The sequence below is a fragment of the Neobacillus sp. DZ-9 genome (assembly GCF_059587065.1).
Map to the genome: position 1 here is coordinate 127815 of NZ_JCAIOL010000007.1, position 14831 is coordinate 142645.

Below are 14831 nucleotides of genomic sequence, written 5' to 3' on the forward strand. Positions count from 1 at the left end.
CACCCCTTTTACCTTTTAAAAATTGTTATTGCGGCCAGCGTATCGCTAGGCGATACGACCTTTCGAACAAGATCTAATGATTTCTTTTTAGAAAAATAATGATTTGATCAAGGCTGTCAGGAAGATGTTTCCTAGCGCCACTGGAAGCAGCACTTTCCAGCCAAACTCCATTAAACGGTCAACTCGGAAACGCGGCAGCGTACTGCGAAGCCACAAGTATACAAAGATGACCACACAGAACTTAAGTGAGAACCATACCGCACCTGGAATAAAGCCAAGGAACGCAAATGGCGGCAGCCAGCCTCCTAGGAAAATGACTGTAATCAGGGCCGACATGGCAAATAGATACACATACTCCGCTAGCATAAAGAAGGCAAAGCGGAAGCCGGAGTATTCAACGTGAAATCCAGCGACAAGCTCGGATTCCGCTTCCGGCAAATCAAACGGCGTCCGGTTTAATTCGGCAACCGAAGCAATAAAGAACACAATGAAGCCAATCGGCTGCAACAGGATGAACCAGCCGCCCTTTTGCGCATGGACGATATCATTTAAATTTAAGCTTCCTGATAAAAGAATGACACCAAGAACGGACATAACAAGCGGGATTTCATATGAAATCATCTGTGCTGCTGCCCGCGCGCCGCCTAAAAGGGCGTACTTGTTATTAGAGCCCCAGCCGCCAAGCAAGGCGCCAAAGGTTGTCAAACCAGAAACCGCAATGTAATAAAGCAATCCCACCCCGATATCCGCAAATTGAAACTTATCAGTAAACGGAATCGTTGCCAGTACCATGAAGGACGGGGCAAAGGCAATGACTGGCGCCAGGATAAATAACGGACGGTCTGCCAGTTTCGGAATAATGTCTTCTTTTAGTAAAAGCTTCAAAACGTCAGCGACGGTCTGCAATAAGCCCCAGTTACCGCCAAGCTGGTTTGGACCGTGGCGGAGCTGCATGTAACCCATAACCTTCCGCTCGGCTAAAATCCCATATGTTACGAAGCCTAATACGACTAACAGCAAGACAACCCCTAGTAAAAAGAAGATTGCAAAGTTGGCTAAACCTGGACTCGAATGGAGTAGATCTTGTACCATTAACCGTCCACCTCCCCAAGGACAATATCAACTGCCCCTAATATAGCAATCAGGTTTGCAATATTTTCACCTACTAATAATTTCGGGAGAATTTGCAGATTATAGAATGATGGTCTTCTAAACTTCAGGCGATACGGTTCTTTTTTGCCGTCGCTTGAGATATAACAGCCAATTTCGCCGCGTGGTGATTCAATTCTAACAAACGCTTCACCTTTAGGCGCTTTAATGATTTTCGGTACTTTTGCTAAAATTTCACCTTCCGCAGGAAATTGTTCACAAGCCTGCTCAAGGATATTTAATGATTGTGAAACCTCGCCCATTCGCACCTTATAGCGTGCCAGGCAGTCGCCGCTTTCCTCGGTCACCACGTCAAAATCAAAACGGTCATATATGGAATATGGCTCATCTTTACGGAGATCCCACTTCACGCCGGTACAGCGAAGGTTTGGACCGCTCAAGGAATAGTTAATGGCGTCCTCTTTCGTGTATCTTCCTACACCCGTTACCCGGTCAAGGAAAATTTCATTTCCAGTTACAAGATCATGATAGCCCTCGACTTGCTCGCGCATATACGGAACAAAATCCCGTACTTTTTCCACCCAGCCTTCCGGAGCATCCCACTTCACGCCGCCAACACGCATATAGTTGAAGGTCAAGCGCGCCCCAGATAGTTCATTGAGCATATTGATAATCATTTCGCGGTCACGGAATGCATAGATGAACGGGCTCGTCGCACCAAGGTCCAGTAGGTAGGTGCCCCATGCCACAAGATGGCTGGCGATTCGACCCAATTCCATTGCCATGACGCGAAGGAAGTCGGCGCGCTCCGGAACTTGGATCCCCATCATCGTCTCAACAGCATGACAGATAACATAGTTATTGGTCATCGCTGACAAATAGTCCATCCGGTCGGTATAAGGAATAATTTGTGTGTATTGTAAATTCTCGGCCAATTTTTCTGTACCGCGGTGTAAGTAACCGATGACAGGTTTTGCTTCCGTAATGATCTCGCCATCGATTTTAACTACAAGCCGAAATACTCCATGCGTACTCGGGTGCTGTGGACCGACGTTTAATAGCATTTCTTCTGTTCTGATCACCCGCTACACCTCCACATCATACTGTTCATAATCTTTACGCAGTGGATGGCCAACCCATTCTTCTCCAAGCAAAATCCGATGCAAATCCGGGTGTCCGGTAAACTTAATTCCTAATAAGTCATATGCCTCGCATTCAGGCCAGTCGGCGCCTGCCCAAATCGGCTGCAAGGATTCAATTGTTGGTTCATCACGGTCTATCTTCACTTTTAACGCCACCGATTGGCGATTTTTGTATGAGAATAAGTGAACATATACTTCCATATGCGTCACAAAATCCGTTCCGTGCAGCTCAGAGAGATAATCAAATCCGAGTAGCTCATTATATTTTAAAAATTGAGCCAGCTTAAAATATGTATCACGCTTTGCCACAAGGGTCGGAACATCTTTGGATAGTTTATTAATATAAGAATCTTCTAAAACATCGGCACCCAGATTTTCAGCAATTACCTTCATATATTTATCTAAATATGGCTGATTGACTGACGGTGCTGCGGTTTCTGATGCGGCTGGCGCTGTATCGCCCACTTTCCCTGCCGCTGCTGCTTTCGCTTTGGCTGCCGCCGCTGCTTTGGCCTTCGCTACTGCCGCTGCCTTTGCTTTCGCTTTTTCATCATCAGTTGCGTCCGCTCCTGTATCGCCACCCGATACGGCCACTTTCGCCTTTGCCGCCGCTGCTGCCTTCGCTTTGGCTGCTGCCGCTGCTTTCGCTTTCGCTGCTGCTGCCGCCTTTGCTTTCGCATCATCAGTTGCGTCCGCTCCTGTATCGCCACCCGATACGGCCGCTGGGGCCTCGCCGCCGGCTAGCTCCATCGCTTTTCGTTTCGCCGCTGCTGCCGCTTTGGCTTTCGCTACGGCAGCCGCTTTTTTCTTTGCTAAGTCGTCGTCGCCTGCATCAGACGCAGTTTCTGCAGCTGGTGCTTCCGGTGCCGCTTGGGCTTCGCCGCTTGCCTGCTCCATCGCTTTCCGTTTCGCCGCTGCTGCTGCTTTGGCTTTCGCTACGGCTTCTGCTTTTCTCTTTGCAAGATCATCAGCGTCGTTCGATGAGGCTTGCGGTGCGGCCATCTCTTCTGCCGGAGCTTGTGCTTCTTGAACCGGTTCAGCTGGCTCATCCACAATGCCTTCACGCTTCTTCTTCGCTAGTGCAGCCGCCTTCGCCTTCGCTGCTGCCGCTGCTTTTTTCTTCGCTAAATCATCGGCATCCCCGCCAGATGCTTTCGGTGCCTCTTCTGCTGCTGGCTTTGGTGCTTCGGCTGCTGGTTTCGGCGCCGCTTCACCTGCTGCCTTCGCCTGACGCTTCGCCAGTGCCGCGGCCTTCGCTTTCTCAGCTGCCTCTTTCTTTAATTGCTCGAGATCCTTTTCCCCGCTCATCGGTTAGATCACCTTCTTCCCAGTCTTCGCCTCATAACGAATCTTTTCCTTTAACTTATTAATTCCATAAATTAATGCCGCTGGGTTCGGTGGGCAGCCTGGAATATACACATCAACAGGGACGATTTGGTCGACTCCCTTAACAACGGAATACGACTTGATATACGGCCCGCCTGCAGTTGCACATGACCCCATCGCAATAACCCACTTCGGCTCCGGCATTTGATCATATAAACGCTTTACAATCGGCGCCATTTTTTTCGTCACTGTACCAGACACAATCATGCAATCCGACTGTCTCGGCGACGTACGGAAAAAGGAACCAAAACGGTCCAAGTCATAATTCGCGCCGCCCACGCCCATCATCTCAATCGCACAACAAGCCAGACCAAATGTCATTGGCCACAAAGAATTACTTCGGGCCCATGCCTTAATTTGCTCCAGCGTCGCGAAAAATACATTTCGTTCTAACTCTTTCATTTCCTCTGGTGAAAGGTCCAATTTTAAATCCATTTTAGCACCTTCTTTTTCCATGCGTAGATTAAGCCAATTACCAGCATAACCACGAAAATTAACATTTCGACTAATGCAAATAGTCCTAACTTATCATAGGCCACCGCCCATGGATATAAAAACACCGTCTCCACATCAAAAATAACAAACATTAGGGCAAAAATATAATAGCGGACATTGAACTGTACACGGGAATCGTGAAATGGCTCAATACCGCTCTCATATGTGGTATACTTCGCATCATCAGGTTTATGCGGACGCAGAAGCTTACCTAAATATAATGCCACCACCGGCAGCAACACCCCAAGACATAGGAACACAAAAACTATCAGATAATTATTCTGATATACATTCAAAAGTTCCATGTCTATCCCCTCCAATGTTGAAAATTTTCATACTTATGAATATTGTAACCGAATTCATTATAGCATTGTTACAAACCCCTGTCGACAAGCCTTATTGATAAAAATTGGTATTCTACCGCCGCGAAAATTTCCCAATTTAAGGCCTTGGGAGCTCGCTCACAGAAAGGCCTTAAATTGGGGAATTTTTGCAAGCTGCAGCGTCAGCGGAAGCGCAATGTGCGTGAGCACATGGCGGTAGAATTCCAATTTACAACTGAACTAGTCAGTCGACAGGGGTCCCCCTTTGAGCGTTTGCGTGATCTCGCTGAAATGCTCCCTGAATCGCTCCAGAGATGACGCAAGAGCGAATTGGCACATGCTTGTTAAGCGGAGGCACTAAGCGCACGTGATCTGAAGCGTCAGCGGAAGATGACGTGCCTAGCAAAGGGTTCGCAAGAACCCGTTTCGAATTCGACAACAACCCTTATTAAACACCAAAATAAGAATTTAATCAGTGAGATTTGTCATTAATTGTCCACCTTTTTTCAACCTTTTAAGAATAATCTCCACTCTGGCCAACCCTTCCCCTACAATCCTATTCCAAAAACTGCTTTTCATGCAGTTTTCACGTCAACTTGTCTTTGAAAAGTAGAAAAAGGCCAGGCTAAACGCCCAGCCTGACCCAATAAAATAATCAATTCCGATTAAAAATAACCAGTTTCTTTTCCGTCATTTCCTCAATCGCATACTTCACGCCTTCTCGGCCCACTCCGCTCTTGCTTGATACGCAGCCTCTATGGCTAGATTTGCCTCCTCTTCATCTGCCGCTGGAACAAGGGCAATTTCTTCGCCGCTATAGGGCGATACCAATGACGTATACTTTTTGGCTTCTTTCCAAGTCCCATTAATATATAAATCCTTTTTCATCCCCTCATCCCCTGCTTAATGGTGTTTTCCACTGCCAATATAGTCTCTGATAAAACCTTCATCATTTGTTCCATTTCTTCTTGGTTAATGATTAACGGCGGGGCAAATACAATCGTGTCCTGGCCATCAAAAACGACGGCACGGACTACCACTCCCCTTTTAGCAGCTTCCGAAACAATCACTGGAGCGAGCGGAGCGGTGAAACGCTCGTTTGTATGCTGATCTTTCACAATTTCAATCGCACCCATAAGACCCAAGGCCCTAACTTCACCAATCATGCTATGTTTACTTTGCAGCTGCTTAAATCCTGCCAGCATTTCCGCACCCATTTGCTTCGCATTTTCAATCAAATTTTCGCGTTCGATGATTTCAAGATTTTTCAAGCCCACACTGCAAGCCATCGCATGACCGCTGTAAGTATACCCATGCAATAATGTGCCTGTAGAGAGCTCTTTAAAGTCTTGGTGCATTTTTTCTGAAATCATCACACCGCCCAACTGGGCATAGCCGCTTGTTACGCCTTTTGCAAAGCACATCATATCAGGCGCAACGTCATAATGCTCAATTCCAAAATAGGTGCCTGTCCGCCCAAATCCTGTTATGACTTCATCCGTAATCCATAATATCCCGTATTGGTCACAAATCTCCCTGACTTCTTTGAAATAGTTTTTAGGTGCGATATGGACGCCGCCGGCACCCTGAACTGGTTCGGCAACAAAAGCAGCAATTGTGTCAGCGCCTTCCTGTTCGATTAACTCGCGTAATGCGGACGTTGAAAAATGATCTACATAATAAAAATCAGGAGCTAATGAATTCGTAAAATCCCGGAACGGCTTTAAACCTGTTGCGCTCGTTGCCCCCATTGCCACCCCGTGGTAGGACCTCGATCTTGTGATGATTTTCTTCTTTTCCGGCTGCCCCTTTAATATCCAATAATGCCGGGCCAGCTTATAAGCCGTATCATTAGATTCCGAACCTCCTGAAGTAAAAAACGTTGCCGTTAAATCCCCCGGTGCGATTTCTGCCAATTTCGCTGCCAAGCGGATGGCTGGTTCATTACTGTAGGTTGAAAAACACGAGTTAAATGCTAATTTGGACATTTGTTCCATCGCTGCTTTTCCGATTTCCTCCCGGCCATGCCCAATATTCACATTCCACAAAGAAGACATGCCATCTATAACCCTAGTTCCTTTAATATCTTCCAAATATACACCTTCACCCTTTGTAAAAATAAAGCCAGGGCCATCTGCCTGTTGCTGCTGGATCGGTGAAGTCGGATGCAAAAAATGCTTTTTATCTAATTCTTCTAGTTCCTTGATGTATTTTTCCATGTTTTAAACTTCCTTCCCTAAAAAGTAGTTTTGCTATTTTATAATGCAAAAAGCATGCCAACCTTTTCGGGCCGAAATATCGTTGTTTCAGGAAAGATTTGATTTAATTTTTAATCGATATTAATTTAATTATTGATTAATTGTCCGATTTGATTGAAAATTAAATCAAGGGGGTTTTTTCATGAACGAAGAAGTAAAACTCGAGCTCGATAAGATCATTGAAACCTCAAACAACAACATTACGGTCACCGATGAGAAGGGTATCATTTTGCGCTCTAATCCGGAACATTGGGTTATGTATGGGTTAGAACCCGGATCCTACATCGGAAGGTCTGTCTATGATTTAGAACAAGAAGGAATTCTCTCCCCTTCGATTAATGCCTTTGTGTTAAAAGAGAAAAAAATTGTCCGCATTCTGCAGCATACAAAATCAGGAAAGGTTGTCATGTCGACCGGTTATCCGGTTTTTAATCAGGAAGGACAATTAATCAGGGTGATAAGCTACAGCCAAGACCAAACAGAGATTGTGAAATTGCAGGAACTATACAGTCAGCTGCAGTCCAAGGTGGCCGGATTCCAAACCGAAGTAGAGGAGCTGCGCGAAAAAGATGCCAGCGATCGGCCGCTTTTATTCAGAAGCACAAGCATGCAGCAAATCTTTAAGACCCTGCAGCGAGTGGCTCCAACTGATGCGGCGATTTTATTTTTAGGGGAATCGGGTGTTGGAAAAAGTACATTGGCCCGATATATACACGATCAAAGCGAGCGCCAAAAAGAACCTTTCATTGAAGTAAACTGCAGTACGATCCCTGAAGCGTTGTTTGAATCGGAAATGTTCGGCTATGAGCCAGGTTCCTTTACGGGAGCACAAAAAGCAGGAAAACAAGGCTTGATTGAGCAAGCAGACCAGGGAACGCTTTTTTTAGATGAAATTGGTGAGCTTCCGCTGAACATGCAAGTAAAATTACTTAAAGTCATTCAAGAGAGAAAGTTCATGCGCATTGGCGGGAAAAAAGAGATCCAGGTTAATTTCCGTCTGATAACGGCCACGAATCAAAACTTAAAACGGATGGTGGACGAAGGCAAATTCAGACTGGACTTGTACTACCGATTAAATGTCATTCCCATTCACATCCCTTCGTTAAAGGAAAGAAAAGATGACATAACGATTTTGTTAAAGCATTACTTGGAATTACTGAATGCCAAGTACAACGAGTCTAAAAAATTGCACGCATCCACGTATGACTTGCTAATTGATTATGAATGGCCGGGAAATGTCCGAGAAATGGAGAATTTACTGGAACGGCAGATCCTGACGATTGAGGATGATATGATTTTGCCTGAACATCTTCCTTTTGACTTTAAGAAAAATATGAAGGATTCCACATGGGTTCTTGCGAAGGATCGTATTGAAAAAAGGAATTTAAAAGAAGTGCTGGAGGAAGTAGAAATCGAGTTTTTATCAAAAGCCTACAGAGAGTGCAAAACCACCTACGAAATGGCGGAATACTTAGGCCTCAGCCAGCCCACTATTATATATAAATTAAAAAAGTATAATATAAAAAGCCGAGAGTAATCTCGGCTTTTTATTATTTCAAAATATCAAAGCGCTTTCAACAATCTAACTGCCATTAATCATCAGATCTATTGCTTCAAGATAAATAAGTTAGTTTTCCTATTAATTCGAATTCGCCGACATCCCGCCATCAATCCGATGCTGGCTGCCACTAATAAAGGAACTATCATCGGAAGCAAGGAATAATACCAGGTTCGCAACATCAATCGGTTCCGCGTAACGGCCAAATGGAATCAGCCCAGCAAACATTTCTCTCGCCTTTTCTGATTCACCAGGGTTCATTGCCTCTTCAATTGACCTCATCATTCTTGTATTCACACTTGTCGGATGAACCGAATTGACTCGGACATTGGCATGCGCCGCTTCATTGGCCGCGGTTTTAGTCAACCCCACGACAGCATGCTTGGCCGCTACATATGGCCCCAAATCGGTATACCCCATCCAGCTGGCATCTGATGCAGTATTAATAATGCTGCCACTTCTTTGTTCCATCATGATCGGCAATACATGCTTTAAGCCTAAAAACACACCCCGTACATTGACATTCATCACTTTGTCAAAATCCTCAACCGATACATCCACTAGCTTACAAATCGGCCCTTCAATACCCGCATTGTTAAAGAAAATATCAATCTTGCCAAAATGGTCCATTGTCGTTTTGACGTAATTCACAGTGTCCGCTTCCTCAGCAACATCCGCTTGAACAACCATTATCTCACCAAGGGCATCCAATTCTGTCTTAGCCTTGATCAGTTTTTCTTCGGTTTGACCTACTAAAACAACCTTCGCTCCTTCTCTTAAAAATAATCCGGCCGTTTCAATTCCGATTCCGCCTGCTCCACCTGTAATGATGGCTACCTTTCCATCTAATTTAACCATTATGTATCCCCTCTCTCCTTAAGCCAAAAAGGCAGCAAATTAAGCTGCTGCCTTTTTGAAGAATTTTTTGAAGTTAAGTTCATCTGGATTTGCCACTGTAATAATCGAACCTACAATAATCATGACACTACAAAGGAGCAGTTTTGCTGTAACCGGACTTCCAAAGAAGATAAACCCGAAGAAAATTGTCCAAGAAACATAGGTGATATTGATTGCCATTGCTCTGGTCGGTCCAATTTCATTAATCGCTCTGTAGTAGCCTAAGTAAGAAACTGCGCCACATAAACCGACTAATGCAATATAGATCATTTCTTTTGACATGATAATGTCACCGATCACCGAATAGCCGCCAAAGATTGGAATGATAATCAATCCGAATACCAACGCAGAAGTGACTTGTCTAATCTGCAGGGCATGTTCTGGTGTTACTTCCTCATCCTTCATGCCATAGGCGCAGATGACACATTCCATGCCCCAGCCAAAAACGGAACCTAAAGCAAAGATGAACCCTAATGTAGCGTTAGGTCCAAGACCCCCGCTTGAGTAACCTAAAATAAAGATAAAGAGGATACTTACAAAAAGTCCGATCCAGTTTTTAATGGAAAGTTTATCCTTTAACCATAAGAAGGCAAAGAACGCGCCCACAGCCGGATAGACGGCTGAAATCGAAGCCGTGTACGAAGCCCCGATATATTTTACAGCTAACACGTAACAGGTCATACCAACCGGACCGCCCATTAACGCTGCCAGCATGACATATCGGCCGCTTCGTGTCTTCATTTTCGCGAACGAGTTCTTTAGTTCCCCTTTAAACGTCATATAAATCATTACCCAAACTGCTGAAAAGGCATCATGGAAATAGGTACTGATCAGCGGTGCTAAAAAGATGATTTGTTCTGTTGACACAAATAAAGTATGAGCTAGGATTACTCCAATAAAAACCGTATCTAACGCCCAGGTCATCGCAGAAATGACGGCAGCTATAGTTCCTTTAGTTTTTGTATTCAAGCACTTTCCCCTCCCCTAAAACCTTCTTAATATTTTCTATGGCACGATTGAAACGGTGAATTCCGTATGAACCGAAATCATCACCGGCCGCTTCCTTAATGACTGTCCATGTACTCCATAAGAAATCCTGGAAAATCTTATTCATCAAGATTCTTGTTTTGATCTCTTCTGTAACCTCTTCTCCCTTAAAGTAAATAGATAGGAACAATTCCTCGTCTTCAGGAGAAAACACACTTTCCATCGAATGAGCTGCAATATCCCACATTGGATCGCTTAACCCGCTGTATTCCCAATCAATTAGGTATAGTCTATCGCCGCTTTTCACCATGTTTTCGGCAACAGGGTCAACATGGCAAGGAACAAACTGAATATTCATCGCTTTATAAATCCGTTCGATTTCCTTTACTTGACTGCGTACTTCCTCATAGCCTTCATAAAATTGGCCGCCTGCCTCGATGACTAAGTTTTCATATTTGTCCATTTCCTTAAATACATCCCACGTATTTTCCATTGGGATATTGGACTGATGCAGCGTGCTTAATCGGTCCGTCGTCATCGCCATGATGTCTTCCCGCTTACACATCTTCCCGTTCAACGTTTCGGCATTTGGAATAATCTCAGAGATCTTCACACCCGTTTCGGCATTAAAATAAATTAAGGGCGAGTCGATGCCAATTTCACTGACCAGATTAGAATTGATTTTTTCTGCGAATCTATTAATCATCGCTTCCGTACCCACACCAGGAATTCGCAGCACATAGTCCTTTTGATTTGTTAACGTGATTTTGTAGTTTTTATTCGTCATACCGCCAAAAGGTACGATGCTCTCAATCTCAGCTTCGGTTACATTTAACGCTTTTGTTACCAGTTCATGAATTTGCTCTTTTTTAAATTGCGCTTCCTTACGCTTCAGTTTAGGAAGCACGACGTTTCTTGCATTCACATAATCCTCATTAGTATCAATATCTGTCCAGATTAATTCATTCATTTTTACAAAGCCGACATTGCACTCTCTAGCGACATCCAACAGTAAGTATTCATAGTTTAAATACGGGTTTTTATTATCTTGATATTCCTCTATCATTTTGGAGTAAACCTCAAAGGAAAGCTTACTAATACCAACCATTTCGCCATCAATTTTGTTAAATTGTGCGATATCCTTTGAAATTTTGTATAAATAGCCGTTCTTTATTTCAACAAAAGCCTCTGCCCCAGACCCTGTCTCATTTGTAAGCAAAATGCAGGACCTTTGGCTGTTTTCTAGTAATTGATCAAAAGTATCTTCTTCCGTGTAAATATCATGCTCCACCAACAGGAAATCGCCTGTTATGTACTCCGCTGCACAGGCAAGTGATGCCATCGAACCCGTCCACTTGTACTTGTCGTTTTCCGTTACATATACCCCTTCAACATCCTTCAAGAAATCAAATGATTCCTTCTTAAAGCCTGTCACAATAACGATTTTTTCAATTCCCTTTTGCTTTAATAGATTTAGATTTCTTGTTAACAAATTACTATTATCAAGTTCAAGCAGGCTTACCGGCTCTTCAAAATCCACACTTTTTCCTGCCGCTAATATAACCGCTTCACGTACTTTATATTGATTCTCCATGTGGTGCCTCCCAAATGTTCATATTATGAATTAATTCAATTTTTGAACTCATTAATATCTTAGCAGTAAAACTGGGCTTTTGTAAATTAAATTTTTTTAAAAAATGTCGACATTTGGTGAGGCTTGTCCACAAAAAAAATCAATACACGCAAAAAACCCCTCCAAAAACTGGAGGGGTTCCATTAAAACCAAATTATTTTTTATCCGATACGGCGAGGCGATTGATGGCGCGTTGCAGGGCAAGCTCAGCACGCTTGAAATCGACTTGATCCTTACGCTGATCGTGAAGACGCTGCTCGGCACGTTCCTTCGCTTTCAGAGCACGTGCAACATCAATATCTGAACCTTTTTCAGCAGATTGGGCTAAGACTGTCACTTGATCAGGACGGACTTCTAAAAAACCACCGCTAACCGCGACCAAATCTTCTTTCCCATCCTTCAACAGGCGAACCGCGCTAATCTCGAGCGGAGCAACCAAAGGAATGTGGTCAGGTAAAATACCTAATTCACCAGCAATACCCTTTGCGATCACCATTTCCACTTCTGAGTCATACACCGGGCCATCGGGAGTAACAACATTGACACGAATTGTCTTCATTTTTTACCCTCCTGCCAGGCTTAGACTTCTACACCCATGCGTTTTGCGGCTTCAACCACTTCTTCAATACGGCCGACTAAGCGGAACGCATCTTCTGGAAGGTGGTCATACTTACCATCAAGGATATCTTTGAATCCTTTAACAGTTTCCTTAACAGGTACATAAGATCCAGGCTGGCCAGTGAACTGTTCAGCAACGTGGAAGTTTTGTGATAAGAAGAACTGCAGGCGGCGCGCACGAAGTACGACTAACTTATCATCATCAGAAAGTTCGTCCATACCAAGGATCGCGATGATATCCTGTAATTCACGGTAACGTTGTAATGTTTGCTGCAATTTACGAGCTACAGTGTAGTGCTCTTCGCCAACGATTTCAGGTGACAATGCACGAGAAGTCGATGCAAGAGGATCCACCGCTGGGTAAATACCCATCTCAGAAAGCTTACGTTCAAGGTTAGTAGTTGCATCTAAGTGAGCGAAAGTAGTAGCCGGAGCCGGGTCAGTATAGTCATCGGCTGGTACGTAGATCGCTTGGATCGATGTAACAGAACCTACGTTAGTAGATGTGATACGCTCTTGTAATTTACCCATTTCAGTAGCAAGAGTCGGCTGGTAACCTACCGCAGATGGCATACGGCCAAGTAGCGCGGATACCTCAGAACCTGCTTGCGTGAAACGGAAGATGTTATCCATGAAGAAAAGAACGTCCTGTCCTTGCTCATCACGGAAATATTCAGCCATAGTCAAACCAGTCAAGGCAACACGCATACGTGCTCCTGGCGGCTCGTTCATTTGTCCGAATACCATCGCAGTTTTCTTGATAACGCCTGAATCCGTCATTTCGTGGTAAAGGTCATTACCTTCACGTGTACGCTCACCAACGCCGGCGAATACGGAAATACCGCCGTGCTCTTGAGCGATGTTATTGATCAATTCCTGGATTAATACGGTTTTACCTACACCGGCACCACCGAATAGACCGATCTTACCACCCTTGATATATGGAGCAAGCAAGTCTACTACTTTAATACCAGTTTCAAGGATTTCTACTTCAGTAGAAAGATTTTCGAAAGTTGGCGCTTCGCGGTGAATCGAATCACGGCGCTCACTTGCCGGAATCTCTTCCTTCAAGTCAATAACTTCACCTAATACGTTAAATACACGGCCAAGAGTTGGATCCCCAACCGGTACAGAAATCGCTGAACCAGTATCCTGTACTTCCGAACCGCGAGTTAAACCGTCAGTAGAAGCCATCGCAATCGTACGAACTGTATCATCACCTAAATGAAGGGCTACTTCAAGGGTTAAGTTGATATCAACTTCTGATTCATTACGCGCTTTGGAACTAATTCTTAAAGCGTTATAGATCTCTGGAAGCTGACCGTTTTCAAACTTAACGTCAACAACCGGACCCATAATTTGAACAACGCGTCCAATGTTCATCGTTTTCCCTCCTATCTTACTCTTTGAACAAATCCGTGAGGGATTCTACTATTAATCCCTCACGAAAAATTTATTTATACTGCAAGGTTGGCCTCATGCCAACCCACTATTAAGAAGACTATTCTAATGCCGCCGCACCGCCGACGATTTCGGCGATTTCTTGCGTGATCGCTGCCTGACGGGCACGGTTGTAGATTAGTGAGTAGTTCTTAATCATTTCTTTCGCATTATCGGTTGCGTTTCTCATCGCCGTCATCCGGGCAGCATGCTCACTTGCTTTACTGTCTAAAAGAGCACCATAAATTAAGCTTTCTGCATATTGCGGCAGGAGAACTTCGAGAATTTCTTCTGCAGACGGTTCAAATTCATAAGAAGCAAGCTCTTTTGAAGAAGTGATATCCGAAAGCGGAAGAAGCTTCTTCTCTGTTACTTCTTGAGAAATCGCACTGATATAATGGCTGTAGTACATATATAGTTCATCAAACGTTCCGTCCGCGAACATGCCCACCGTACTGGAAGCAATTTCTTTAATATCGTTGAAGTTCGGCTGATCGGAAACCCCGGTAATCTCGAGAGCCACATTAATACCGCGCTTCAAGAAAAAGTCACGTGCCACTCGTCCGACTGCAATAATCGCAAACTCATCATTCGATTTATGACGTTCTTGAATGGTTTGATAGACACGACGGATGACGTTGCTGTTAAACGCACCAGCAAGACCACGGTCGGATGTCATAACAATATAACCCGTTTTCTTTACTTCACGGGTTTCAAGCATTGGGTGAGCCACACCTTGTGCACCCGAAGCGATTGCCGCCGTTACTTCCTGGATTTTTTCCATGTACGGTACGAATGACTTTGCATTCATAACGCCGCGGTTCCATTTCGCAGCTGACGTCATCTCCATCGCTTTGGTGATCTGACTCATCTTTTTCGTAGAATTAATACTGTTTTTTATATCGCGTAATGATGCCATAGGTTCTCACCACCCTCATTCAAAGAATGTTTAGCATCAGCACCTAATAAATAAGGTGCTGGTGC

Annotated in this window: 14 protein-coding genes; 1 reads left to right on the top strand and 13 read right to left on the bottom strand. The window is 44.3% G+C overall.

What is annotated here, in order from left to right:
* Positions 1-87: 87 nt before the first annotated feature.
* The 7 genes from nuoH to AC59HZ_RS20100 form a co-directional block, all read right to left on the bottom strand.
* On the bottom strand, positions 88-1092 hold the full coding sequence (nuoH, locus tag AC59HZ_RS20070) for an NADH-quinone oxidoreductase subunit NuoH (RefSeq protein ID WP_430069993.1): 1005 nt from the start codon (positions 1090-1092) through the stop codon (positions 88-90).
* Positions 1092-2192 carry an NADH-quinone oxidoreductase subunit D gene (locus AC59HZ_RS20075; RefSeq protein ID WP_496547569.1) on the bottom strand — a complete coding sequence of 367 codons (1101 nt, stop codon included), beginning with the start codon at positions 2190-2192 and terminating at the stop codon, positions 1092-1094. Before AC59HZ_RS20075 ends, nuoH begins: the two co-directional genes overlap by 1 nt.
* A gap of 3 nt (positions 2193-2195) precedes the next feature.
* A complete protein-coding gene (locus AC59HZ_RS20080; RefSeq protein WP_496547570.1) occupies positions 2196-3560 on the bottom strand; it encodes an NADH-quinone oxidoreductase subunit C in 1365 nt (454 codons plus the stop codon).
* Between the two features lie 3 nt (positions 3561-3563).
* The gene (locus AC59HZ_RS20085) at positions 3564-4073 is read right to left on the bottom strand and encodes a NuoB/complex I 20 kDa subunit family protein (RefSeq protein WP_223594862.1); all 510 of its coding nucleotides are present in this window, start codon (positions 4071-4073) and stop codon (positions 3564-3566) included.
* Positions 4064-4438 carry an NADH-quinone oxidoreductase subunit A gene (locus AC59HZ_RS20090; protein WP_223594863.1) on the bottom strand — a complete coding sequence of 125 codons (375 nt, stop codon included), beginning with the start codon at positions 4436-4438 and terminating at the stop codon, positions 4064-4066. The genes AC59HZ_RS20085 and AC59HZ_RS20090 overlap by 10 nt, the downstream gene beginning before the upstream one ends.
* Before the next feature lie 729 nt (positions 4439-5167).
* The gene (locus AC59HZ_RS20095; protein WP_496547571.1) at positions 5168-5344 is read right to left on the bottom strand and encodes an aldehyde dehydrogenase family protein; all 177 of its coding nucleotides are present in this window, start codon (positions 5342-5344) and stop codon (positions 5168-5170) included.
* The gene (locus AC59HZ_RS20100; RefSeq protein WP_496547572.1) at positions 5341-6675 is read right to left on the bottom strand and encodes an aminotransferase family protein; all 1335 of its coding nucleotides are present in this window, start codon (positions 6673-6675) and stop codon (positions 5341-5343) included. Before AC59HZ_RS20100 ends, AC59HZ_RS20095 begins: the two co-directional genes overlap by 4 nt.
* 181 nt (positions 6676-6856) lie before the next feature.
* On the opposite strand from AC59HZ_RS20100, the gene AC59HZ_RS20105 reads away from it, so the two are divergent.
* Positions 6857-8251: a sigma-54 interaction domain-containing protein gene (locus AC59HZ_RS20105; RefSeq protein WP_496547573.1), complete on the top strand. Its 1395-nt coding sequence runs from the start codon at positions 6857-6859 to the stop codon at positions 8249-8251.
* 102 nt (positions 8252-8353) lie between these two features.
* On the opposite strand, the gene AC59HZ_RS20110 is transcribed toward AC59HZ_RS20105, so the two are convergent.
* The 6 genes from AC59HZ_RS20110 to atpG form a co-directional block, all read right to left on the bottom strand.
* Entirely contained in the window at positions 8354-9130 is a 777-nt protein-coding gene (locus AC59HZ_RS20110) for an SDR family NAD(P)-dependent oxidoreductase (protein WP_496547574.1), read from the bottom strand.
* A gap of 39 nt (positions 9131-9169) precedes the next feature.
* Positions 9170-10138 (bottom strand): DMT family transporter, encoded by a 969-nt coding sequence (locus tag AC59HZ_RS20115; RefSeq protein ID WP_496547575.1) that lies wholly within the window; start codon positions 10136-10138, stop codon positions 9170-9172.
* Positions 10122-11750: an NTP transferase domain-containing protein gene (locus tag AC59HZ_RS20120; protein WP_496547576.1), complete on the bottom strand. Its 1629-nt coding sequence runs from the start codon at positions 11748-11750 to the stop codon at positions 10122-10124. The genes AC59HZ_RS20115 and AC59HZ_RS20120 overlap by 17 nt, the downstream gene beginning before the upstream one ends.
* A gap of 193 nt (positions 11751-11943) precedes the next feature.
* Positions 11944-12348, bottom strand: a complete 405-nt coding sequence (locus AC59HZ_RS20125) for a F0F1 ATP synthase subunit epsilon (protein ID WP_496547577.1) — start codon at positions 12346-12348, stop codon at positions 11944-11946.
* A 20-nt stretch (positions 12349-12368) separates the two neighbouring features.
* A complete protein-coding gene (gene atpD, locus AC59HZ_RS20130) occupies positions 12369-13790 on the bottom strand; it encodes a F0F1 ATP synthase subunit beta (protein WP_496547578.1) in 1422 nt (473 codons plus the stop codon).
* A gap of 118 nt (positions 13791-13908) precedes the next feature.
* Positions 13909-14766, bottom strand: a complete 858-nt coding sequence (gene atpG, locus AC59HZ_RS20135; protein ID WP_496547579.1) for an ATP synthase F1 subunit gamma — start codon at positions 14764-14766, stop codon at positions 13909-13911.
* Positions 14767-14831: the final 65 nt, after the last annotated feature.